Here is a 22,961-nt window from a genome sequence, read left to right as displayed (position 1 = left end):
GCTCCTTTACTCGACCAGTGCCGACGAGGTGTCCGAATAGGCCGACTCCGACGCTGGAGTCGAGCCCGAGGATGCCGATGCGAAGTCGGCGGAGGTGCTGCTGAGAGTCGACTCGCTGAGCAGCCAGACGGCGCCCTGCGGGGTCGGCTCGATGCGCCAGCCGTGTTCGACGAGGTACGTCGTGTTCTCCGTAGTGATGACGGCAGGCCCGTGCACGACGTAGTTCTCGCGGAGGGCTCCTGCGTCGTAGATCGGAGTCTCGACAGGATCGTCATGGCCGACGAAGTGCACCGTGCGGTGGCCGGCGGGTTCCGGCGTGACGCGCTGTCCGCCGTCCTCGAGGTCATCGAAGTGCACGACCTCACCGTCGATGTAGGAGGCCACGCGCACGGTCTGGACGCGGACGCCGGCCTCAGGAGCCTGCGTGCCCTCGCCATAGCGGTCGCCGTAGATATCGGAGAACTTGCGGATGATTGCGAGCACGTCTCCGACGTTCTTGATCCGGTTGATGTCGAAGGACACAGCCGTGGTGACCAGCTGGTTGCCATAGCGCATGTCCATCTCGAGCCGGTGTTTAACCTTCTCGCCGTCGTAGCCCTGACGCACGAGGTCCTCACGGCCGCGGCGTTCGAGCTCCTCGATGTAGCTGTTGAAGCGGTCGTACTCGTCGAACAGCGACCTGCCGATCGGTTCGTAGAGGACGATGTAGGCGCTGCGCTCGTGGATGTGCAGCGGTTTGAGGTTGCTGGCACCGAGAGCGGAGAACACTGAGGCGAAGGGCGGGAAGAGGATACGTGAGATTCCGGCCCGGGCCGCGATGCCACAGGCGTGGAGGGGGCCGTTGCCGCCGTAGGCGACCATCGTGTAGTCCTCGACGGTGCCGCCGCGCGAGCGCAGCTCCATCTCGATGCCGATGGCCATCTGCTCATCGACGGTGCGCTTGATGACCTTTGCCGCCTCGACGGGTTCGAGGTCGAGGTCGTCGCAGAGGGCATCCTCGATCGCGAACACCGAGCGCTTCGGGCTGAGCTTGATGAAGCCGTTGGCGTAGTTCTCCGGGTCGAGATAACCGAGGACGAGGTCGGCATCCGTGACGCTCGGGCGCAGACCGCCGCGATCGTAGCAGGCTGGACCTGGATCCGATCCGGCCGATTCTGGTCCGACCCTGACGGACTTGTGGATCCGGTCGTAAGTGGCGATCGAACCGCCGCCCGAGCCGAGCGTGTTGAGATGGATCATCGGCACAGACACGAGCCAGCGGCCGATCGTCGGCTGGAAGTCATAATGCTGGACTCCGCCTTCGGGCACGAGGCCGATGTCGAAGGATGTGCCACCCATGTCCATCGACACGACATCGCCGATGCCGGTGCTCTCCGACAGGTGCTGGGCACCTCCGACACCGGCGATCGGACCCGAGTGGATCGTCTGCAGCGCATCGGTCGAATTCGACTGGGCCATGCCTCCGGAGTTGTGGATGACGAGCATCGGCTTCTCGTAGCCGGACTCCCGGAGGTTGGCCGAGAGCTGATTGAGCGCGTGGAACATCGTCTCGTGGAGGAAAGCGTCGATGATCGTCGAGTTCGCGCGGACGTATTCGCCCTTGCGTCCGGAGACGTCGCTGCTGAGCAGGACCGGGATCGACCCGAGCTCGTGAGCAGGGTAGTCCTCGAGGATGATCTCGAGGATCTGCTGCTCATGCGAGGCGTTCTCCGTGGCGTTGGTCAGCGCGACGACGATCGCCTCGGCGCCGTTGTCGACGAGTTCGCGGACCTGAGAGCGCACATCATCGGGCTGGACGGCGACGAGGACCTCGCCGACGGAGTCGACGCGTTCCTTCACCGACCGGACCATCTCACGCGGCACCAGCGGGGCCGGGCGCGCAGCGTCGGCCATATCGCCTTGCTTCTGCGGGTCGAGGCCGGCTCCGTAGCCCTTCGACCGGGAGATGTGGATGGTGTCCTCGAAGCCGTGAGTGACGATCGCACCGACGCGTGGGCCCTTGGCCTCGATAAGGGCATTGGTGCCCAGCGTCGTCGCGTAGCGGACCGAGTCGACTTCCTTGAGCACGTCCTCGCGGGTGAGACCGGCCAGGGAACAGGCATTGTCGAGCGCCGAGTTGAAGCCGAGCGCCAGATTGTGGTGTGTGGTCAGCGCCTTGGACTCGATGTAGTCCTCGTCCCAGGCGAAAAAGCAGTCCGTGAAGGTACCACCGATGTCTACTGAAATGCGTTTCATGTCGGGTCTCCGATTCAGCTCTGAGCGGCGTGCGCGGCCGCGGCCTCGTCATAGTACGGGCGAAGGTCGGCGAGGGCGTTCTCGTCGGGTCCGTAGTTGATGACATCGATCGGGTTCTCGCCCTGGCGAGCCCAGCGCTCCTTGAGGGAGTCGATGTCCCAGATCATGTCGATTGTCGGCGGGTGGCCGGGTGGCAGGTACTCCGCCTCGATCTGAGTGCCGCAGCCGGGGCAGCAGTATTCGAGGATCCGGCAGAAGGCCGGATCAGGGGAGAAGGTGTATTTGTACTTCTCCCGGTCGATGTGTGGCGGGTGGATCTCCTCGGGGTTCCGGTCGTAGACGAGGGTGCCTTCCTTATAGTTCCCCCGCGCATCGCCGAGATCTTGAGCGCACACGCGGCACTGCCAGCGCTCAGTCTCGAGGTCGATGTAGAGATATTCCGTCATTGGGACTTTCATTGCGATGGTTCCTTCCAGATCGTCATCGAATGGGTGTGTGGATTGAGTGGGCGTCGAGGCGGCCCGTGAGTCAGGCGTGGTCGGTGAGCAGGAGGTCGCCTGTGTCGGAGAAGACGAACTCCCAGTCCTCGGGCACCCGGGCGGTGAAGAACGGGCCTTCGATGATCGCCGGCCCCATGCCCGCGGCGTTGGGAGCCTGATCCTCGAGCACGACGACCGGGATGTCCATGCGCTGACCATCGGCGCCGAGCACCGTGCGGACCGATTCGGAGGTCGCCTTGTCGTCCGCGGTCGGCAGGGTGGCCTTGAGCTCAGGGTGCGGCAGCGCGTGTCGGGCCTCGAGGTCGAGGAAGGTCCGTTGACCCTCGCTCGGTCTGTTCACGTCCGGCAGGCCCTTATCGGCGCGGTACCGGGCACCTTCGCTGCCATCGGCGTTCTCGACGATGAGGCTCCACGTGAGCGTGCAGTCCTTGAGGGCGTAGCCTTCCTGGAACATGTAGCGTTCGGCGCGATCGAGGAAGTCCTTGCGGAATTCTTCGACCTCGGCCTCGCTCAGCCCGGTGACGTCGGCTTCGTAGTTCTGCGCGATATCGGAGAAGCTGATGCCGTAGGCGGAGAACACTGCTGCGAGGCGCGGCACGAGTACCTGGCGGACTCCGGCCGCGCGGGCGGCCAGACAGGCGCTCATAGGTCCGCCGCCGCCGAAGGCCGCCAGGGTCGTCGAGCCGTCGGGGCGCACCTGCTCGGCGAAGGTCTCGGCGATCTTCTTCGCGTGGGCCTTCTCCAGCCGCAGCAGCGCCTCGTCGAGGTCGATGCTCAGGGGGCCGGCGATGTTCTTCTCGATGACCTGCTTGGACCGTTCGGGGTCGAGCCGCATCGCCCCGTTGAGATAGGTCTCGGGATTGAGGATGCCCAGCAGCAGATTGACGTCGGTGATCGTCGCCTCGGTGCCGCCGAAGCCGAAGCAAGCGGGTCCCGGTGCCGCACCGACGCTGTCGGGGCCGACCTGGATCTGTCCGTCGACGACGCGGAAGATCGAGCTGCCGCCCACACCCTTGGACCGGACGTCGCTGAGTTCGAAAGAGATCGGCACGCCTCCGACTCGACCGCGACGATCGCTGGCGATGCGCAGATCCTCCACGGCCCCGACGTCGGTCGTAGTGCCGCCGACGTCGATCATCAGTACATGAGGGATGCCGTAGGCCTCAGCCAGGGCGCGAGTGCCTTCGAGTCCGCCGCGCGGACCCGAGGAATAGGTCTTGAGCGCCACGGACTTCGCCACGCGCGAACTTGCTCCGTCGTTGCGGTAGATGAGCAGCGGGTTCTTCACCTTCTGCGCTCGCAGACGGTGCTCGGCACTGTAGAGGAAGCGTTCGAGCGTGGGATGGAGGAAGGTATTGAGGATCGCCGACCACAGGCGGCGGCTGCGCAGCGAATCCGGGGCGAACTCCCACGAGAAGAGCACCGGTACCGAACCGAGCAGGTGGCGGGGGAAGCGGCGGAGGAAGATGCGCTTGATGGCCTTCTCCTTCGCCTCATCGGTGACGGCGACGACGAGGCGTTCGGCGCCGGCCGTGGTCAGTGTGTTGACCGCCTGGACGACGGTCGCGTCGAGCTTCTCCACATCGTCGACGGCATCGATGACCGAGACCCGCTCGCCGACGAGTTCATCGAAGAGCGAGGACGTTGTCTCGTCGAAGCGGATCTGTTCGCGGAAGTCCTTGTCATCGGTGACGATGCCGATGGCCGGACCCTTGCGTTCGACGAGGGCGTTGGTGCCCTGCGTCGATGAGTAGCGGATGATATCGGTCTTCTGCAACAGTGCGGTCGGGTCAGCCTCTCCGATGACGTCCTCGGCAGCTTGCGTGATTCCGGTGAAGAAGCATTCGGATAGGTCGGTCGGGGTCGTCAGGGTCTTCGTATAGAAGATCCCTTCCTCTCCGGCGACACACACGTCCGTAAGTGTGCCCCCGTTGTCGATGTTGATCAGGTAGTCCATTGAACTCCTCCTTGAGTTGCGCGGATCGCCTCGACGATGCTTCCGATGGCGATACGAGATTGCCTCGGTGTCGACGAATCTAGTGAGGGGCTGGGAGGGAGCCGCAAGCCGCCCAGGGGGAGGGTTTGTACGAACCACCCGGGGTGGTCGATTGCCTCAGGGGGTGGCTCGGAGCCTTCCCGCGATAGGCTTCCAGCAAGCACGGATAGTCCGATGAAGTGCCGATTCGACCACGCTGGAGTGCTTCGATGATCCATATGCCGCCCACTGCTTCCACCCGGTTCAGGCCGCCCACTCCGGTGGGGCGTTGGTTGACGCGCCCGCGGATGGACGCGCTGATCGATCAGGTCGAAGTGCGCAGCCTCACCCTCATCCATGCTCCGGCCGGCTTCGGGAAGTCGACCGTGGCCGCGCAGTGGATGGCGGAGCTGGCCCGGCGCGGCAACAAGACGGCGTGGTTCTCCCTCGATGCAGATGACAACCGCACCCCGTGGTTCCTCGGCCACCTCCTCGAATGCCTCCAGCACATCCACCCCGAGCTCGATGAGAACGTCTTCCAGATCCTCGAGGAGCGCCCCGAGGACGCCGAACGCTACGTCGTCCCCCTCATCATCAATGCCGTCCACCGGGCCCAGTTTCGCAGCGTCGTCGTTCTCGACGACTGGCACGTCATCGATGACGTGCGGACCCAGCGGGCGCTGGCCCGTCTACTCGAGGACTCCGGTGACAAGCTCGGATTACTCGTCACCAGCCGCACGGCCACTGGCCTGCCGTTGACCTCCCTGCGCGTGCATGACCGGGTCGTCGAGATCAACCCGGAGACTCTGCGCTTCGATGAGCGGGAATCGCGGCAGTTCCTCGTGGATGTCAAGGGCCTCGACCTCAGCGGCACCGAACTCTCCGCCCTCCATGCGAAGACGGAGGGGTGGATCGCCGCCCTTCAGCTGACCTCCTTGGCGCTGAAGAAGGACTCCGATACCGCGGCGTTGCTGGACAACTTAGCCAGCCGCAGGCATGGGATCAGCGACTACTTGGCGGAGAATGTCCTCGACCTCCTTGAGCCGAAGCTGCTGAAGTTTCTGCTCTTCACCTCCGTCCTCGACCGGATGAACGCGGAACTGGCCACCCTGCTCACGGGCGAGACCAACGCCGAACAGCGGATCGAACAGGTGCTCTTCGGCGATCTCTTCCTCCAGTGCCTCGACGATTCCGGCACCTGGTACCGCTACCACCACCTGTTCCGGGACTTCCTGCGCCAGCGCCTCGAACGCGACCAGCCGGAGAAGGTCGCCGAACTCCATTCGTTGGCCGCCCACTGGTTCCACGAGCAGGGGATGCTCTCCCCGGCTGTCGACCATGCGATGCTCGCCGAGGAGGCTTCCTTCGCCACCGACGTTGTCGAAGAGCAGGCGCTGCGGCTGGTCGAGCACTCGAGGATGGCGACGCTGCTCGCCCTGGTGGAGAAGCTGCCGAAGAAGGAGATCGGGTCCCGCTCCTGGCTGCAGCTGGCGATCGCGTGGGCCTACTGCCTCCTCCATTTCCCGAATGAGGCCTTCGCCTCCCTCGAAGTGCTCGCCGAGGCGGCCGCCGGTGACCGCAGACTCACCGCAGCCGACCGGTTCCGGATCTCCCATGAGTCCCTTGTCGTCCGCGAATGCGTAGCGATGTACCAGGACCGGGTGCCTGAGGACCAGCGGCTGCGGAGAGAGGTCCTCGAGGAGGCCGAACGCCTCCACCCGTGGACGGTGTCGGTGGCGGCCAATGTCGTCACGTTCTTCGACATCCACCGCGGTCGCGGTCCGGAGGCCGACCGTCAACAGCAGTGGGCCCAGCAGTACCACCGGCAGGTGGTCGGCAGCTTCAGCGAGGTCTATGGTGCCTGCTTCGCTGGACTCATCGCCTTCCACAATCTCGATGTGGCCTTGGCCCAGCACCATTGGACGAATGCCTTCCACACCGCTTGCGAACGCTCGGGCCGACAGTCGCACGCCGCGAAGCTCTCACTTGGACTCGTCGGCAAACTCCTCTACCACCGAGGCGGGGGAGACCGCGCGGAGGCTCTGCTCGAGGAGGCCCTACAGCTGGGGCAACGGGCCGGAGTCGTCGACTTCATGTTCCCCGTATACGAATCGCTGGCTCATATCCGGGCTGGGCGGGACGACCTCAACGGGGCCTGGGATATCTTGGAACAGGGGGAACAGGCCGGGCTGTCCCTGTCGCTGACCCGTCTGTGGTCGCGGATGGCGACGACGAAGCAGCGGCTCGGCTTCGAAACGCGCAGACCCGAGGTTCCACTGCATGCCACCCAGAGGCAGCGGGAGGAGTTCGAACGCGAGCTCCTCCGCTTCGACCTGGCACGGGTCGTTCACGAAGCCGATGGGGAGGCTCTGGTGGGACTCGGTTCTCTGGTCGAGGTATTGTTCGCAGAGTCGCAGGGTCAGGGCAACCGATTCCAGGCGCTGCGTGACCAGATTCTGTGGGCATCCGCACTGGAGGCGTGCGGTCAGCCCGAACTAGCAGAGGAGACGATGCACGACGTGATCCCGGACAGTCAGGCCAGCGGGCTGACGCAGCCGCTTGTCGAAGGCGGATCGCTCGTGCGGCAGATCGCCGCTCGACTCATGGCCGACCCCGAGACGTGGCACCCCCGCCAGCGAACGTTGGCTTGGATGTCGTCAGTGTTCAGCTCCGATGATGCCCCGCTCGGTCCGGCCGGAGCCCCGACAGCCGGTGCCGTGGGCACAGTCGTGAGCGGTGCCGGACCTGATGAGTTCGATCCGATCACCTCGACGCCGAAGCCGCCGACCTCCCTGAGTGAGCGGGAACGCGAAATCCTCCACCTCGTCGACGCCGGGTACACGAACCGGGAGATCGCCGGGCGCCTCTTCATCGGTCAGAACACGGTGAAGTGGTACCTGCGCAAGCTGTACCGAATGCTCGGGGTATCCTCCCGCGAAGACTGCGTACGGCGTGCGAAGAATTTGCAGGTGCTCCACTGAACCGCCGCGGCGGGAGCAGGACGAACCCGGAAGCGATACCGGTCATCCTGCTCACCGGCTACCTCGGCGCCGGGAAGACGAGTCTGCTCAACCATCTGCTGCGCCACCCCGACGCCCGCATCGGAGTCATCGTCAATGACTTCGGCGACCTCAACATCGACGCCGGCCTCGTTGTCGGCCAGGTCGACGAACCGCTGTCGATCGCCGGCGGATGCGTGTGCTGTCTGACCGACGACTCGGAACTCGAAGACGCGCTCGTGGCGATGACGAACCCGAAGCTGCGCCTGGATGCGATCATCCTCGAAGCCAGCGGATTCGCCGAACCCCTGACCCTGGCCCGGATGATCACGCGCATGGGCCAACATCGGTTCCACCTCGGCGGGGTCATCGACGTCGTCGACGCGACCATGCACTTCAAGACAGTCGACACCTCGAGCCTGCCGCCGCTGCGCTACGCGGCCACGACCCTGGTCGTGGTCAACAAACTCGACCAGATCCCCGCGAACGACCGCGACGCCGCGGTTGCCGCCGTTCGTGACCGCGTCCACCAGCGCAACCCGCGCGTGATCGTCATCGGCACGAGCCATGCCCGCATCGATCCCACCCTGATCTTCGACCCGGGGGAGGGCGACCGCAGGTCCGCCGAATCCCGCCGAGGCGGCGGGGAAGTGAGCACCGAAACGACTCAACCCGAACTGCCGATCCGGGAGCTGCTGCGTCAGGCCTACGCCGAGGCCGCAGCCGAACAGGCCGGAGAGGACGGAGCCTCCGAAGAGCTGATGCCCCACCGGCATGCGCGGTCGGTGACCGTCACGGGGCGCGGATGCGCCGATCCCGATGCGGTGATGGACTTCGTCGAGGACCTGCCGCCGGGGGTGTACCGCGTGAAGGGAACCGTGCAGGTGGCCGTGGGGTCCGGGCGGCGCCGCTTCGGAGTGCAGGCGGTCGGCCCGAACGTCTACGTCGCCGAGGCGGGCGGGCCGGTTGCCACGACTCGGGATCCGGATGGGGCCGTGGGGGACGGTGATCGGCAGGACACCGTCGCGCAGGACGCGGTCGCGCAGGATGCCGACAGCGTCCTCGTCGTCATCGGTGAGGACTTCGACGCCGAGGCGGCTCGCTCCTCTCTCGTCGCCGCGCTCAATCCCGGGGCCGACAACTCCGCGGTGCCGAGCCCGGAACGCGCCGAACGGCTCCTCCACCACGTGCGTCTGCACAGCTGAGCCAGAGGCAATCCTCCGGTTCTCCTCCGTATTTCCTGAGGGCGGTCTGGAGGTCAACACCCGTGCCGAGAAGCATCCGTCGCCCCTAAGGTCGAAGTGTGCCCCACCGGGTCGTGCTGATCGGTCGACCGGAAACGACAGCGAGAAATCATCCCTTTGGGGGACACCGGTGAATACTTTCGGGCGATCCGCTCAGGCGTTTCGCTTGGAATACTGACTGCGTTGCCTTCGTCGGTGCTCGGCTCTGCCGCTGGGCACCATTGCCTCGGCAATGCCGCCACATGACGACTGTGTCCGAACCGTGCCTTCTCAACCCCCGAACCCGGAGGAACCCGTGTCCCTGATCACCCGGATGAGTCTGAAGAACCGCCTCATCGTCGGACTGCTCACCCTCGTGATCGCCGTCTTCGGCATCGTCGCGACGACCTCGCTCAATCAGGAGACGATGCCCTCGGTCGATCTGCCCAGCACTTCGGTGCAGGCGACCGTCCCCGGTGCCTCCCCCGAGGTCGTCGAGGAGACCGTGACGAAACCTGTGGAGACCGCGCTCGAAGGGATAGGCGAACTCGAATCGGTCACCACCTCCACCTCGTCGGGAATGATGACCGCCGAGGTGACCTGGCCCTTCGGCAAGGACTCCGAGAAGATGACCGACTCGATCCGCTCCGCCGTCGACGGGGCGAAGGCGAGCCTTCCCGACGACGCCGAGGTCGAGGTTCTGTCCTATCAGATGGACGACGTCCCGGTGTCGATGTTCGCCGTCTCCGGTGGAGATCCGAAGACGCTCGGCGACCGGCTCGAAGCCGACCTCGTCCCCGAACTGCGCGCCCTCGACGGTGTCTCGAACGTTGAGGTCACCGGCCAGGACGAGCAGCGGGTGAGCATCGCCTTCCGGCCCAGGGACGTGGCGGACAAGAACGTCGTCGAATCCTCGGTCCCCGATGAACTCGAAGCCGCCGGCACCGTCGTCCCCGCCGGTCGCAGCAGCCAGGGCGACACCTCGATGGCCGTCGAGGTCGGCACCGAGGTCGACGCCGTCAAACAGATCGAGAAGACGCCGCTGCGCACCCAAGACGGCACCGTGCTGCTCGGCGATGTCGCCGACGTCGACCTCGACTCGATCGAGAAGACCTCCTTGTCCCGCGCCGACGGCAAGGACTCCGTGACCGTATCGGTGACCAAGGACCAGGACGCCAATGTCGTCGACGTCTCCCATAAGGTCGCAGACACTCTGGATCGAGTGGGCCCGAAGCTCGGAGAAGATACGGAGTTCTCCACGATCTTCGACCAGGCACCGGAGATCGAGAAGTCGATCCATGACCTTTCCGTCGAAGGCGGACTCGGCCTGATCTTCGCGATCTTCGTCATCCTCGCCTTCCTCGGCTCCTTCCGCTCGACCATCGTCGCCGCGATCTCGATCCCGATGTCGCTGCTCATCGCGATGATCGGGCTGATGGTCGGCGATTACACCCTCAACATCCTCACCTTAGGCGCCCTGACGATCGCCGTCGGACGAGTCGTTGACGACTCCATTGTCGTCATCGAGAACATCAGGAGGCGCCAGGGAACGACCGACCTGACGATTGAGGACATCGTGGCCAGCGTCAGACAGGTCGCCGGAGCCATCACAGCCTCGACCCTGACCACCGTCGCGGTGTTCCTGCCCATCGCCTTCGTCGACGGCATCGCCGGACAGCTCTTCCGCCCTTTCTCCGTCACCGTCTCCCTGGCGCTGCTCGCCTCCCTCATCGTCGCGTTGACGATCGTCCCGGTCTTCAGCTACTGGGTGCTGCGCCGCAGCCCCAAACCGCTCTCACCCAAGCGTCAGGTCGCAACCGACCGCAGCTTTGAACTCTGGGCCGCCAGGCAGCACAGGCGCTCCGTGGCGCGTGCCGAACGCCGCCAGAGAACGATCCAGAAGAAGAACGCCAAACGAGCACCCAAAGGCAAAGACCTCCTGCCGGATGTGAGCGTCGAACCCGTTGTCTCCCCGGCACCAGGCGATGGAGAGGCTTCCGGCAGAGTCGACCGACTCCAGCAGCGCAGCCTGCCCGCGATTCTCTCCGCACTGCACCACCCCTGGCGGACCATCATCTTCTCTGTCGTCATCTTCATCGTCACGATGATGGGAGCGACTTTCCTCAAGACCGACCTTCTGGGTTCGGCCGGAGCCAACTCCCTCTACATCACTCAGACCCTGCCTGCGGGCGCTTCTCTCGAGGCTGGAGACAAGGCCGCGAAGCGCATCGAAGCCGTCCTCGCCGACGACCCGGACGTCGAGACGTACTCGACGACGGTCAACGGTCCGGAAGCCGGAGCCGAGAACCAGTTCAACATCACCCTTGTCGAGGATTCCGAGGCCGAGGTCGCGACGAACCGCATCCGGGCCCAGCTCGACGACCTCGGAGACGACGCCGGAGACATCGACGTCCAGGACGCCGGCGGATCCGTCAGCGAAGACGTCGAAGTCACACTCTCGGGCACCGACTTGCGTTCACTGCACAATGCCGCCGACGAGGTGACGAAGAGGATGGCGGACACGGACGGAGTCCAAACCGCCCGCAACGACCTCGCCGCCGAGCAGCCTGTCATTGAAATCGACGTCGACCGAGAGAAGGCCGCCGACTACGGTTACAATCAGGCCGAAGTCGGCCAGGCCATCGCCGCAGCCCTGCACGGCACCGATGCGGGAACGCTGACGCTGGAAGGCAAGGAACGCGACATCTTCCTCGCCCCGACCCACCCGGATGCGACCCCGGACGAGATCCGCGCCCTCGAACTGCCCGTCACCGAGGTGCAGACGCAGAACGCGCAAGAAGAAGCCACCGACAGGGTCGAGGAGAAGACCGAAGCCCGCGCCGACGAGGCCAAACGTGAGGCCGCCGACGAATCGGCAGAGCAGCTCGAATCGGCCCGAACAGCCCGTGACGATGCCGCCGAGCAGCTCGAAGAGGCCCGCAAAGCGTTGCGAGATGCCGAGAATCCGCCTCCTGCGCCGAGCCCGGATGAAATGGCGGCCGACCAGGTGGAGCAGGCCCGTGAGGGCGTCGACCAGGCGGAGAAAGGGCTTAAGGAAGCCAACGACGCGATCGATGACCTCGTCGACGGCCAGCGTGAACAGGAGCAGAATCAGGATGAGGAAGAGCGCCTCGCCGATGAGCAGGCCGCCATTCCCGACATCAAGGGCGAATCGATCACCGTCGATGAGATCGCTAAAGTGAAGAGGGCCGAGACTCCGGCCACGATCGACCGCGCCGACGGGGATCGGAAGGTCACGGTGTTCGCGACCCCGGGCGACGGACAGTTGGAGACGGTCACCGCTGCGGCCGCCGAACTGACCGGGACCATGGATCTGCCCGACGGCGTCAGCTTCGACGTCGGCGGAGCCAGCCAGGAGCAGGCGGAGTCCTTCGGCCAGCTCGGGGCGGCCATGGCTGTGGCGATCGTGCTCGTGTTCCTCGTGATGATCGCGACCTTCCGCAGCTTCGTCCAGCCGCTCGTCCTGCTGGTGTCGATCCCATTCGCCGCGACCGGAGCCGTGCTGCTCCTGCTGGCGACCGGCACCCCCTTGGGAATTCCCTCGCTCATCGGTCTGCTCATGCTCATCGGCATCGTCGTGACGAATGCGATCGTGCTCATCGACCTCATCAACAAACTGCGTGAGGACGGCTTGGAGCTCATGGACGCGATCGTCCACGGCACCAGGCTGCGCCTGCGCCCGATCCTCATGACCGCTGCCGCGACGATCTTTGCCCTCGTGCCGATGTCGCTGGGTCTCACCGGTGGGGGAGTCTTCATTTCGCAGCCGCTGGCCATCGTCGTCATCGGTGGCCTCACCTCATCGACGGTCCTCACCCTCATCCTCGTCCCCGCCCTCTACCTCCTCGTCGAACGACGCAAGGAGATCCGAGCGGCGCACAAGGAGCAGAAGCGCGCCAAGCGACAGGCGGAGGACGAGGCGAGGATCGAAGAGGAGACCTCCGAGGTGGCCCTGCACTCCAACGACCACTGAACCCCTCAATTGCTACCTGACGGCGGCCCAGCAACCTCGCGCAAGGTTGCTGGGCCGCCGTCAGGTAGCAATTGGGGTGGGTTAGGTGTCGGAGAGGCCGGGGAGGCGTGAAGCGGCGAAGCGGATGTGCTCTTCGGTGAGAGCCGCGGCATCTTCGGCGCGACCAGCAGTGATGGCGTCCATGATCCCGTGATGCTGGGACTGCAGCTTCGCCATCAGCGCCTGCTGGTCGTCGACGCGGCTGAATGAGGAGAAGATCGACTTCCGCAGAGAAGTGCGGATGGCCCCGGTGAGGTCGGAGAACAGCTGATTGCCCGCCGCCTGGGCGATGGCGACGTGGAAAGCGGTGTCCGCGTCGTTGAAAGTCTCCAAGCTGATCCCGGGAGTGTCCATCATCGCCAGCTGCGCATTGACCTCGGCCAGCGCGTCCTTATCGGCACGGGTCGCCGCGAGGACCGCGCTCGAGCGTTCGAGCTGGATGCGCGTCTCAGTCACGTCGTCGATGCTGAAGTTCGTGAGCGCCACATGAAGGCGGAGGAACCGGGTGAGTGCAGCCGAGGGCATCGCGGCGATGAACGTGCCGGCGCCGCGGCCGGACCCGCCCGAGGAACGGACGACGCCGAGGCTGTCGAGCACGCGCAGCGCCTCGCGCACACTGGCGCGACTGACGCCGAGCTTCGTCGCCAGGTCCCGTTCGGCAGGCAGAGGATCTCCGACCCCCAGCGAACCGGCCATGATCTGCTCTTCGACGGCATCGATGACGAGCTCATAGGTGCTCGCCCGGTTCACGGGTTTCCATTCGGGACCGTCGGCCGCCTCGGCGCTGACTGTCTGTTCCGGGCGGACCTCGTTCGTGTCATCGTTCATGGTCGTCTCCACCGCGCCATCATGTCATGCCTCTCGTTGCTCGTCGTCCTGCTCGTGGGGATGCGACCGGAACCGCCGCCGGAAGAAAACAGTTGACGCAGATCACACCCTCGTCCTATGCTCAGATTAATGGTCTGACCTCATAAAGGCCATACTGAAAATTCTAATCGTTCGAGTTCGGAGCGCGTTCACAGGGGAACGGACCCGATGTGGGCAGGCCCGGCCGATCTGGAGAAGCCATGTACACACCTGAAATCGCACCGGTGGCCGACAGCCTGCTGTGGTCGTCCCTGTTGGCGATCCTGCCGCTGCTGACGATCTTCGTCACCCTCGGCGCACTCAAATGGAAGGCCCATTGGGCCGGACTGACCGCCGTCGGCGTCGCTCTCATCGTCGCGATCGCCGCCTACGGAATGCCGGTCGGACTCGCCGCGCTCTCGGCGACACAGGGGGTCGCCTTCGGACTGTTCCCGATCATGTGGATCGTCATCACCGCGATCTGGCTCTACGAACTCACCGTGCGCTCGGGCCACTTCGAGGACTTGCGGCTGGTCATCAACGTCATCTCCGATGACCCGCGCATCCAGGCCATCATCGTCGCCTTCTGCTTCGGCGGCCTCCTCGAAGCGCTCGCCGGATTCGGTGCCCCGGTGGCGATCACCGGTGTCATGCTCGTCGCCGTCGGCTTCACCGCTATGCGAGCGGCCGTCGTCGTCCTCGTTGCCAACACCGCGCCCGTGGCCTTCGGCGCCATCGCCATCCCGATCATCACCGCCGGCACTCTGACGGGAATCGACTACCAGGACATCGGCGCCATGGTCGGTCACCAGACCCCGTTCCTCGCCGCAGTCGTGCCGCTCTTCCTCGTCCTGCTCGTCGACGGGCGTCGCGGGCTGAAGCAGATCTGGCCGCTTGCCCTCGTCGTGGGCATCGCCTTCGGCCTCGCCCAGTACGTCTCCGCCACGTTCCTCTCCGTCGAACTCACCGACATCATCGCCTCCCTCGTCGGCCTCGCAGTCGTCGTCATCATGCTGCGCTTCTGGAAGCCGAAGGGCGGTCAGGACGCACTCGACCGCATGGCCGATGAGCGCGAACACGAAGGCGCCGATGCTCCTGATGCCGGCGGTGCCTCTGCTGCCGTTGCCACCGATGTGAAGAAGGAGACCGCGCCGCTGACCGGGTCCCGAGTCTTCCTCGCGCTCTTTCCCTATCTGCTCGTCATCGTCATCTTCTCCGTGGCCAAACTCGTGCCGGTAATCAACAACTGGCTGGCCTCGACCGATGTGAAGATCCCCTGGCCCGGACTGGATGGGAACATCCGCAACGCCGCCGGCGAAGTCTCGACGAGCACGGTCTACAACTTCCAATGGCTGTCTTCCCCTGGCACCCTGCTGCTCATTTCCGGCATCATCGTCGCGATCGTGTACAAGATGTCGGCGAAGGACGCCGTCGATGTCTTCATCGTCAACGTCGTGAAGATGAAGTTCTCGATCCTCACCGTCGGCTCCGTTCTCGCGCTGGCCTATGTCATGAACCTCTCGGGCCAGACGATCACCATCGGAACCTGGATCGCCGGCACCGGAGCCTTCTTCGCCTTCCTCTCGCCGATCCTCGGCTGGCTGGGCACTGCTGTGACCGGTTCGGACACCTCGGCGAACGCACTGTTCGCGACCCTGCAGCAGACCGCCGCACACGAGGCCGGGCTCAACCCGCTGCTGCTCGTCGGCGCCAACAGCTCCGGCGGCGTCCTCGGCAAGATGGTCAGCCCGCAGAACCTCACCATCGCGGCCACCGCCGTCGGTCTGCTCGGCAAGGAGGCCTCGATCCTCCGCCGCGTCATCGGCTGGTCCCTGGGCATGCTCGTCGCCATGTGTCTGCTCGTCGGACTCCAGTCGACGGTGCTGTCCTGGATGGTCCCCGGCTCCTGAATCCGCGCGGCGCCGTCTTGCCGATCGGACCACCCGCACCAGCCACCACCCACTTCTCAACCACCGCCTAATCAAAGGAGCGAAAAACATGGTCAAGAGGCAGATTCCTCAGCCGGCCGAGATCTTCGAGCTGATGAAGTTCAAGAAGTTCGAACTCGACCCGAAGAAGCGTCGCTTGGAGAATGCGCTGACGATCGAGGACCTGCGCAAGATCGCGAAGCGCCGGACCCCGGCCGCGGCGTTCGACTACACGGATGGGGCCGCCGAGGGTGAGATCTCGATGGAGCGCTCGGTCCAGTCCTTCCGCGATATCGAGTTCCACCCCTCGATCCTCAAGGACGTCACGAACGTCGACACCTCGACCCAGATCATGGGCGGCAGCTCGGCCATGCCCTTCGGCATCGCGCCGACCGGCTTCACCCGACTCATGCAGACCGAGGGTGAGACCGCCGGCGCCGGCGCCGCGGGGGCTGCGGGCATCCCGTTCACGCTCTCGACGCTGGGCACGACGTCGATCGAGGACGTCAAGAAGACCAACCCGCACGGGCGCAATTGGTTCCAGCTCTATGTGATGAAGCAGCGCGACATCTCCTACGGCCTCGTCGAGCGGGCGAAGAACGCCGGGTTCGACACTCTCTTCTTCACCGTCGACGCTCCCGTCGCCGGTGCCCGACTGCGCGATACGCGCAACGGCTTCTCCATTCCGCCGCAGCTGACCCCGCAGACGATCCTCAACGCCATCCCTCGTCCCTGGTGGTGGTGGGACTTCCTGACCACCCCGAAGCTCGAGTTCGCGTCCCTGTCGGAGACCGGCGGCACCGTCGGCGAGCTCCTCGATTCGGCGATGGACCCCTCCATCAACTTCGATGACCTCGCCGAGATCCGCGCCATGTGGCCCGGCAAATTCTCCGTCAAGGGCGTGCAGACGCTCGAGGATGCGAAAAAGCTCGCCGACCTCGGCGTCGATTCGATCGTCCTGTCCAACCACGGCGGGCGCCAGCTCGATCGCGCGCCCGTGCCCTTCGAACTCCTCCCCGAGGTGGCTCGCGAGATCGGCAAGGACGTGGAGATCATCATCGACACCGGAATCCGCAACGGCGCCGACATCGTCGCGTCGTTGGCGCTGGGCGCGGACTTCACGCTCATCGGCCGCGCCTACCTCTTCGGCCTCATGGCCGGCGGTCGAGCAGGAGTGGACCGGACGATCGAGATCCTCGGCGAGCAGGTCGAGCGCACCATGCGCCTGCTCCAGGTCGCCGATGTCTCCGATCTCAACCCGTCCCATGTGACCCAGCTGCGTCAATTCAACCGCGAAGAGCGCGCGGAGATCATCAGCTCCCGCCCGGCCAAGGGCTGATTCGCCGAGGCGGCCCCGCGGAGGTCGATCCGACCACCGAGGCGGCCCCGCCGGGGTCGCCCAGATGGCTCCATAGGCAGAGAACGGACGGCCGGCAGCGAGAAGTATCGTCGTTGCCGGCCGTCCGTTTCGGGTTCAGGTGATCACTTGCCGAATTCGTCCTCGATGCGGTCGAGGACGTTCGTGGCGGAGTAGTAGTCGAGGCGGAATGAGTCGAGGCCCATCGGGTAGACGGCATCGTTCTTCACCGCCGGTGTGCTCTCGACCAGCGAGTTCTTCGCGTACGACGCGGCGGTCTTCTCGTTCGCGTTGAACAGGAACACGGATTCGCCGGTGACGGCCTTCGACAGGTTCTCACCGGTGACTTCGACGATATCGGCACGTTTGCCCATTTCGCCTTGGCCGGCCGTGCCTTCGGGGACCTCGGCGAGTTCGAAGCCGACCTCTTGGAGGAGCTTGCCTTGAGCGGATTCCGGGGTCCAGATGTTCGCGCTGGCCCCGGATCCTCCGCCCTTGGCCTTCTCGTTGAAGATCATGCCGGTGACCGGCTGCTTCGGGGCGTCGATGGCGGACTTGACCTCCTCGGCGCGGGAACCGAACTCGTCGTTGACCTTCTTCGCCTCATCCTCGTGGCCGGTGATCTCACCGAGCTTGGTGGTGACCTCCTGCCAGTCCTTGTCGCCGTAGTCGATGACGACGGTCGGAGCGATGTCGCTGAGCTGATCGTAGATGGCGTTCGCTGAGTCCTGGCCGGTCTTCGAGACCACAATGAGGTCAGGTTCCTCGGCGAGTACGGCCTCGACATCGGGGTCGCCCTGGTAGAGGGCCTTGACGTCCTTCTCCTTCGCGACGTCGCTCCACTGCGTGAAGAAGCCTTGATCGTCGGCAACGGGGGAATTGGGCATGGTGGCCCCGGAGGCGGTGACCGGTGCGTCGACGGCGAGGAGGCTGCCGGTGAGAGTCACCGAGGTGGAGACGATCGATTCGGGAGCTTCGTCGATGATCACTTCGTGGCCGGCGTCGTCCGTGATCGTCAGGGGCCATTGACCGTCGGCGGCGGTGTCGCCATCGCCGGAGTCGGAAGAGCCGGACCCGCCGCAGGCGCTGAGGCTGAGAGCGGTGGCGAGGGTGACTGCGGCAAATACGCGTGTGCTGCCGGGTTTGACGCGGGACATAGGGGACCTTTCGAGAATGTTCGCTTGCGAAGATGAGCCTAACCTAAGTAGGCCCGGGAAACTGCATTCGTGGTGCGATTCAGCGGAAGGTGCGGCGTGTCGAGCGAAGTATCCACTTAGGGTAGGCTCATCTTCGTGAAATCGACTCTGAAGAATCGGGCGGTTGCTGTGGCCGCCTCAGCTCTGACCATTGCCCTGCTCGCTGTCGGCTGTGCCGCCGAGGGTGACAAGGGCGCCGACGGGGACGCCGGAAACAAAGATGTTGCGACAGGAGGCGAGGCCTTCGGCACTGCTGATGAGGAGACTGCGAAGCTCGGCAGCGATGCCGAGGCCGGGGTCTTCCCGCGGACGGTCAAGCATGCGAATGGCACGACGGAGATCGAGAAGAAGCCCGAGCGCGTCGTCGTCCTCGACACGGGAGAGCTCGACGATGTCCTGTCGCTGGGCATCACACCCGTCGGCATGGTGACGACCGAAGGCGCCAGCCCGGTGCCGAGCTATCTCGAAGACCAGGTCAAGGGAGTCGAGACGGTCGGCACGATTCAGGAGCTTGATCTCGAGAAGATCGCCTCACTCGAACCTGACCTCATCCTCGGCAGCCAGCTGCGCGCCGACAAACTCTATGACGAACTCGACTCCATTGCTCCGACGGTGTTCTCGATCCGTCCCGGTTTCCCGTGGAAGGAGAACTTCCGCCTCGTGGGTGAGGCGATGGGCATGGAAGACGAGACGACGAAGGAGCTTGAGGAGTACGCTCGCGAGGCTGGAGAGCTCAAGGACTCCGTCGACGGCGACCCGACGATCTCGCTCGTGCGCTTCATGCCTGATCGCCTGCGCCTGTACGCGAACCAGTCGCTCATCGGCGTCATCCTCCATGACGCCGGGTTCAAGCGACCGAAGAATCAGGACGTCGACGAACTCGCCGTCGAGATCTCACCGGAGAACCTCGATCAGGCCGGCGGCGACTATGTCTTCTATACGAGCTACGGCGATCCGGAAGCCACCGGAGAGAAGAAGGCGCTGGAGTCGAGCCAGTGGAAGGGCCTCGATGCGGTCAAGGACGGCAAGGCCATCCGCGTCAATGATGATGTGTGGTTCCTCGGACTCGGCCCGACCGGGGCCGGTCAGATTCTCGACGATCTGGAGGACCACCTCGGCGAATGATCGGCCGATCCTCAGCCGAATGAACGGCCCCTGGCACCACTGACGGCCCCGGTTTTCCGGGGCCGTCGGTTGTAGGATCTCGCTGCACTTGTCAGGATCGCACAACGCTGACCTGGGACATGACAAGTTGGTGAGATTGCTCCCGTCTCACTAACTTGTCGTAATCCTTCAGGGAGAATTTCGTCTGCGGAAACTACGGTGCGGTCATCAACCCAACTTTAGTTGGGTGGTTCCCGACCATCAGCGGGTCCGCAGACCAGGCCCTGGCTTCTAATCTGCGGGAATGAATCACACCATCTCTGCATCGACCGCTGCCGATTCCGCCCGTGTCCTTGAACTCTCCGATCTGACGTCCCAACTGAGCATCATTGCTCTCGGCGTTCTTTGCGCAGTATTCGTCATTCTGGCCGTGGTACGCCGCAGGCCCGGAGCCTTGGCCGCGCTCGCCGCGGCCGGTGCGGGTTCTGTACTCTCCTATCTGCTCAGCGAAGTCCTCAAGATGCTCGTCCGACAGCCTCGCCCTTGCCACCTCGATATGCCCAGTCCGGAATGTCCTCCCCTCGATGACTGGTCTTTTCCCTCTAACCACGCCGTGATCGCGTTCGGTCTCGCCCTGGCTGTGATCGTCGGATCTCGCCGGCTCTGGATCGTAGCGGTGCCTCTGGCTCTCATCACAGCGACCGGGAGGGTGCTCTCGCATGAACACTTCGTCCACGACGTCGTGGTCGGCGGACTCATAGGTATCATTGTCGTGGCCTTGACCGTACTGCTGCTCCAACGAGCCCTCACCCCGCTGGCCGACCGCATCGTCTCTGTGGTCCACCACGAACCCCGTGCGACTCGGTGAGCTCCTGCGACAATGGAGGTATGAGACGCCTGCGGATCGAACCCAACTTCGTCCTCGAAGCGGTTTGCGCGTTCGTGGTCGCAGCCTCGGCAAGCCTCCTGTGGGCCTCTTCCGGGTGGGCCTTCCTCACCATGGTCATTGGCATCGCGCTAGGAACAGTGCTCTCGCGCAGCAATTCGGTGCTCATCGGAGGTTCGATCGTCACGGCCGGAAGTCTGCTGTTCACTGTCGTCCTCGATCTGCCGAGCAACTATCTGCTCAATTGGACGGTTCTGGTCATTGTCACCGGACTGCTGCCCTACGCCCTCACTCGGGGATGGATGATTCGCGGTCTTGCGATGAAATCAGCCGAATCCGCTGTGCAGGCTCGCTCCATTGCCCGCCGCAACGCCATCGAATCGGCTTACAGCGAGGAGAAGAGACGGATCGCCGAGGAGTTGCACGATGAGCTCGGTCATCAGCTCAGTCTCACCTCGGTCCAGATCAATGCGTTGTCTCTCGATGATTCCCTCACCGAGAAGCAGCGGAAGGCCCTTGCCGACATGAATCGACGACTGCGCGAGAGCGTGTCTACCTTAGCTCACACGGTGGAGATCCTACGGGACGGAGCCCCGGCACCGACCAGCCCGGTGTCGACATCTCTGAGCTCCGCTGGCGATGACCTCCCCGAGCCGTCGGGCACTTTGGGCAAAGGTACGGAGAAACAAACAGCGGCCGAGCTACTCGCCGAAGCGGAATCAGCCGGGACTCGTGTCACGATCACCGTTGGTGATCGCGAACAGCTCGATGAGTTCCCTGCCGGCTCGCTGGTCGGCAAGGTTCTCAGAGAGGGACTGACGAACGCTCTCAAACACGCTCCTGGTCAGGTCGTCGGCATCAATCTCGGCTTCGACTCCGCACAGTTGCTGATGTCGATGGACAACGACATGCCCACAGACTCCACCCACCGAACTCTCGGTGCCGGAACCGGTATCTCCTCGCTGAAATCGGCCGTCGAGGCACAGGGCGGAGACCTGGATCAAATCATCGAGACCGATCAGCATGAACTGAGACTCTCACTGCCGTTGACCGCACCGGCGCGGGATCACGAGCCCCAGGCGAACTCGACGCCCCTTGGGTCGGACGATGATCCATCGGTCGAACTGGGCGCCGCCCGCATGCGTGGGAACAAACGGCTGGCCATAGCAGCGGCTCTGCCCTTGGCTGCCCTCTGCCTGGTCATCGGCGCAGTTGTGCTCAACAATTGGTGGCATGCTGAACGATCGCTCCTCTCGGCAGACGTTCTCAAGTCGCTGTCGATCGGCATGTCCACTGCGCAGACCCAAAGAGAACTCCCGGACGAGGAGTACACGCTGATCAGCAACGAGGAACGTCAGCGAGCCAATGAAGGTGCTCCGCCCGGATCGACATGTCGGTTCTATGCTCTCACCGCTGACCAGCTCTCAGACCGCTCAGGAGATCTCGCCCGACTCTGCTTCTCCTCCGGAGAACTGGTGTCCATCGATACCATCGTGACGGGAGTCCAGCAATGACAGTGGTCAGAGCGGTGCTCGTCGACGACGAACCCTTGGTCAGGTCCGGGATTCGAACCATCGTGGAGACGACCGGATCTGCTCGCGTAGTGGGCGAGGCCGGTGACGGCAAGCAGGCGCTGTCCGTCGTTCGCGAGGTGGTTCCCGATGTCGTCCTCCTTGACATCAGAATGCCAGTGATGGATGGCATCACTGCAGCAAGAAACATTGCTGAAGCCTTTCCTCAGATCGGAATCATCATGCTCACCACCTTCGGCGAGTCCGACTACGTCACTGCGGCCTTGTCCATTGGGGTGAGCGGATTCGTGCTCAAAGCAGGAGAACCGGCCGAACTCACCCACGCCATCCACGCATCGGCCTCTGGTGGAGCCTATTTCTCCCCGCAGGTAGCGGCCCAACTTGCTCAGCGTGCCGGAACGACCTCGAGAGTCGATGACGATGCGCAGCGTCGGGTGCGCCGCCTCAACGATCGTGAGACTGAGGTCCTTCTCCAGCTCGCCGAAGGAGCCTCCAATGCCGAGATTGCCGACGCACTCTTCCTCAGCGTCGGCACTGTCAAGTGGTACGTGACCCAGATGCTGAGAAGTCTCGGAGCACGCAATCGGGTCGAAGCGGCGCTCCTGGCATACCGCTCGGGACTCGTAGCCTAATCGACATCGTAGTCGGAGAACCGGTGGTTCTTTTGAGCCGCCTATCGAAATGCGATATTCCTAATAGTCGTCAACTTTTGAGTTCGTCTGTGCTCGAACCGGTGGTAGACCTCGACGATGACGGAGCGCTTCATCAATCTGATGATGTCCAGTATGTGGCCGCCCGTGGTCGCAGACGAGAACAATCCTGGGTAGTGACGCTGAAATGCGTGCGACCTGGGCGGCCGGACTGGTCGGTCCGTCGATAGACGGGTGCTGTCCACGGCACCCACAGTCGTCGCTACCGAGGTGTCCTCCTCGGTGAGATACATCAGTTCAGTGTCCAGCAACAATCTCGTTGTCATGCCTAAAGCTCTTCTCGCTCCGACACGAAATTGAGATTCCGATACGAAATCCGAGAACCTACACGGCTGTAGGATCTCACCGAACTTGTCAGCAGTGCAGCACGTTGACCTGCACTGTGACACAAAGACGAGACAGCTTTCGTCTCACCAACTTGTCCAATCCCTAGAGAC

At 64.2% G+C, this 22,961-nt stretch carries 14 protein-coding genes; 9 read left to right on the top strand and 5 right to left on the bottom strand.

What is annotated here, in order from left to right:
* Positions 1-6 precede the first annotated feature (6 nt).
* From ACPUD7_RS01675 to ACPUD7_RS01665, 3 genes are all read right to left on the bottom strand, one after another.
* On the bottom strand, positions 7-2,235 hold the full coding sequence (locus ACPUD7_RS01675; RefSeq protein ID WP_425118924.1) for a hydantoinase/oxoprolinase family protein: 2,229 nt from the start codon (positions 2,233-2,235) through the stop codon (positions 7-9).
* Between the two features lie 14 nt (positions 2,236-2,249).
* The gene (locus tag ACPUD7_RS01670) at positions 2,250-2,681 is read right to left on the bottom strand and encodes an acetone carboxylase subunit gamma (RefSeq protein ID WP_425118922.1); all 432 of its coding nucleotides are present in this window, start codon (positions 2,679-2,681) and stop codon (positions 2,250-2,252) included.
* An 82-nt stretch (positions 2,682-2,763) separates the two neighbouring features.
* Positions 2,764-4,692 (bottom strand): hydantoinase/oxoprolinase family protein, encoded by a 1,929-nt coding sequence (locus ACPUD7_RS01665; protein ID WP_425118920.1) that lies wholly within the window; start codon positions 4,690-4,692, stop codon positions 2,764-2,766.
* Between the two features lie 326 nt (positions 4,693-5,018).
* Between ACPUD7_RS01665 and ACPUD7_RS01660 the strand changes: the two genes are divergently transcribed.
* The 3 genes from ACPUD7_RS01660 (at position 5,019) to ACPUD7_RS01650 (ending at position 12,926) form a co-directional block, all read left to right on the top strand.
* Positions 5,019-7,691 carry a LuxR C-terminal-related transcriptional regulator gene (locus tag ACPUD7_RS01660; RefSeq protein WP_425118918.1) on the top strand — a complete coding sequence of 891 codons (2,673 nt, stop codon included), beginning with the start codon at positions 5,019-5,021 and terminating at the stop codon, positions 7,689-7,691.
* A complete protein-coding gene (locus tag ACPUD7_RS01655; RefSeq protein ID WP_425118917.1) occupies positions 7,601-8,914 on the top strand; it encodes a CobW family GTP-binding protein in 1,314 nt (437 codons plus the stop codon). The genes ACPUD7_RS01660 and ACPUD7_RS01655 overlap by 91 nt, the downstream gene beginning before the upstream one ends.
* 352 nt (positions 8,915-9,266) lie before the next feature.
* Positions 9,267-12,926, top strand: coding sequence for an efflux RND transporter permease subunit (locus ACPUD7_RS01650; RefSeq protein ID WP_425119066.1), 3,660 nt, complete (start codon positions 9,267-9,269; stop codon positions 12,924-12,926).
* Between the two features lie 81 nt (positions 12,927-13,007).
* Here the strand turns inward: ACPUD7_RS01650 and ACPUD7_RS01645 are convergent, their stop codons facing one another.
* Complete coding sequence (locus ACPUD7_RS01645) at positions 13,008-13,793, bottom strand: FadR/GntR family transcriptional regulator (protein ID WP_425118916.1); 786 nt, start codon at positions 13,791-13,793, stop codon at positions 13,008-13,010.
* Between the two features lie 239 nt (positions 13,794-14,032).
* Here ACPUD7_RS01645 and ACPUD7_RS01640 point away from each other — a divergent pair, with 239 nt between their 5' ends.
* On the top strand, positions 14,033-15,721 hold the full coding sequence (locus tag ACPUD7_RS01640) for an L-lactate permease (protein ID WP_425118915.1): 1,689 nt from the start codon (positions 14,033-14,035) through the stop codon (positions 15,719-15,721).
* 88 nt (positions 15,722-15,809) lie between these two features.
* Positions 15,810-17,078 (top strand): alpha-hydroxy acid oxidase, encoded by a 1,269-nt coding sequence (locus tag ACPUD7_RS01635; RefSeq protein ID WP_425118914.1) that lies wholly within the window; start codon positions 15,810-15,812, stop codon positions 17,076-17,078.
* A 143-nt stretch (positions 17,079-17,221) separates the two neighbouring features.
* On the opposite strand, the gene fepB is transcribed toward ACPUD7_RS01635, so the two are convergent.
* Positions 17,222-18,253, bottom strand: coding sequence for a Fe2+-enterobactin ABC transporter substrate-binding protein (fepB, locus tag ACPUD7_RS01630; protein WP_425118913.1), 1,032 nt, complete (start codon positions 18,251-18,253; stop codon positions 17,222-17,224).
* Positions 18,254-18,388: 135 nt separating this feature from the next.
* Here fepB and ACPUD7_RS01625 point away from each other — a divergent pair, with 135 nt between their 5' ends.
* The 4 genes from ACPUD7_RS01625 to ACPUD7_RS01610 all read left to right on the top strand — a co-directional run bounded on the left by ACPUD7_RS01625 (position 18,389) and on the right by ACPUD7_RS01610 (position 22,446).
* Positions 18,389-19,417, top strand: coding sequence for an ABC transporter substrate-binding protein (locus tag ACPUD7_RS01625; protein WP_425118912.1), 1,029 nt, complete (start codon positions 18,389-18,391; stop codon positions 19,415-19,417).
* Positions 19,418-19,700: 283 nt separating this feature from the next.
* Positions 19,701-20,264: a phosphatase PAP2 family protein gene (locus tag ACPUD7_RS01620; protein WP_425118911.1), complete on the top strand. Its 564-nt coding sequence runs from the start codon at positions 19,701-19,703 to the stop codon at positions 20,262-20,264.
* A 20-nt stretch (positions 20,265-20,284) separates the two neighbouring features.
* Positions 20,285-21,796: a sensor histidine kinase gene (locus tag ACPUD7_RS01615; protein ID WP_425118910.1), complete on the top strand. Its 1,512-nt coding sequence runs from the start codon at positions 20,285-20,287 to the stop codon at positions 21,794-21,796.
* Positions 21,793-22,446 carry a response regulator gene (locus tag ACPUD7_RS01610; protein ID WP_298415607.1) on the top strand — a complete coding sequence of 218 codons (654 nt, stop codon included), beginning with the start codon at positions 21,793-21,795 and terminating at the stop codon, positions 22,444-22,446. The genes ACPUD7_RS01615 and ACPUD7_RS01610 overlap by 4 nt, the downstream gene beginning before the upstream one ends.
* Positions 22,447-22,961 lie beyond the last annotated feature (515 nt).

It is taken from the genome of Brevibacterium sp. FAM 24630 (assembly GCF_049804075.1).
GTDB lineage: Bacteria > Actinomycetota > Actinomycetes > Actinomycetales > Brevibacteriaceae > Brevibacterium.
Note: the sequence above shows the minus strand (reverse complement) of the source record. Positions and strands in the feature narration are given on the sequence as shown.

What these genes read in the sequence shown, in the direction of transcription:
- ACPUD7_RS01675 (WP_425118924.1), bottom strand. Translation starts at nt 2,235, where the DNA reads ATGAAACGCATTTCAGTAGACATCGGTGGTACCTTCACGGACTGCTTT.
- ACPUD7_RS01670 (WP_425118922.1), bottom strand. Translation starts at nt 2,681, where the DNA reads ATGACGGAATATCTCTACATCGACCTCGAGACTGAGCGCTGGCAGTGC.
- ACPUD7_RS01665 (WP_425118920.1), bottom strand. Translation starts at nt 4,692, where the DNA reads ATGGACTACCTGATCAACATCGACAACGGGGGCACACTTACGGACGTG.
- ACPUD7_RS01660 (WP_425118918.1), top strand. Translation starts at nt 5,019, where the DNA reads ATGGACGCGCTGATCGATCAGGTCGAAGTGCGCAGCCTCACCCTCATC.
- ACPUD7_RS01650 (WP_425119066.1), top strand. Translation starts at nt 9,267, where the DNA reads ATGAGTCTGAAGAACCGCCTCATCGTCGGACTGCTCACCCTCGTGATC.
- ACPUD7_RS01645 (WP_425118916.1), bottom strand. Translation starts at nt 13,793, where the DNA reads ATGAACGATGACACGAACGAGGTCCGCCCGGAACAGACAGTCAGCGCC.
- ACPUD7_RS01640 (WP_425118915.1), top strand. Translation starts at nt 14,033, where the DNA reads ATGTACACACCTGAAATCGCACCGGTGGCCGACAGCCTGCTGTGGTCG.
- ACPUD7_RS01635 (WP_425118914.1), top strand. Translation starts at nt 15,810, where the DNA reads ATGGTCAAGAGGCAGATTCCTCAGCCGGCCGAGATCTTCGAGCTGATG.
- fepB (WP_425118913.1), bottom strand. Translation starts at nt 18,253, where the DNA reads ATGTCCCGCGTCAAACCCGGCAGCACACGCGTATTTGCCGCAGTCACC.
- ACPUD7_RS01620 (WP_425118911.1), top strand. Translation starts at nt 19,701, where the DNA reads ATGAATCACACCATCTCTGCATCGACCGCTGCCGATTCCGCCCGTGTC.
- ACPUD7_RS01615 (WP_425118910.1), top strand. Translation starts at nt 20,285, where the DNA reads ATGAGACGCCTGCGGATCGAACCCAACTTCGTCCTCGAAGCGGTTTGC.
- ACPUD7_RS01610 (WP_298415607.1), top strand. Translation starts at nt 21,793, where the DNA reads ATGACAGTGGTCAGAGCGGTGCTCGTCGACGACGAACCCTTGGTCAGG.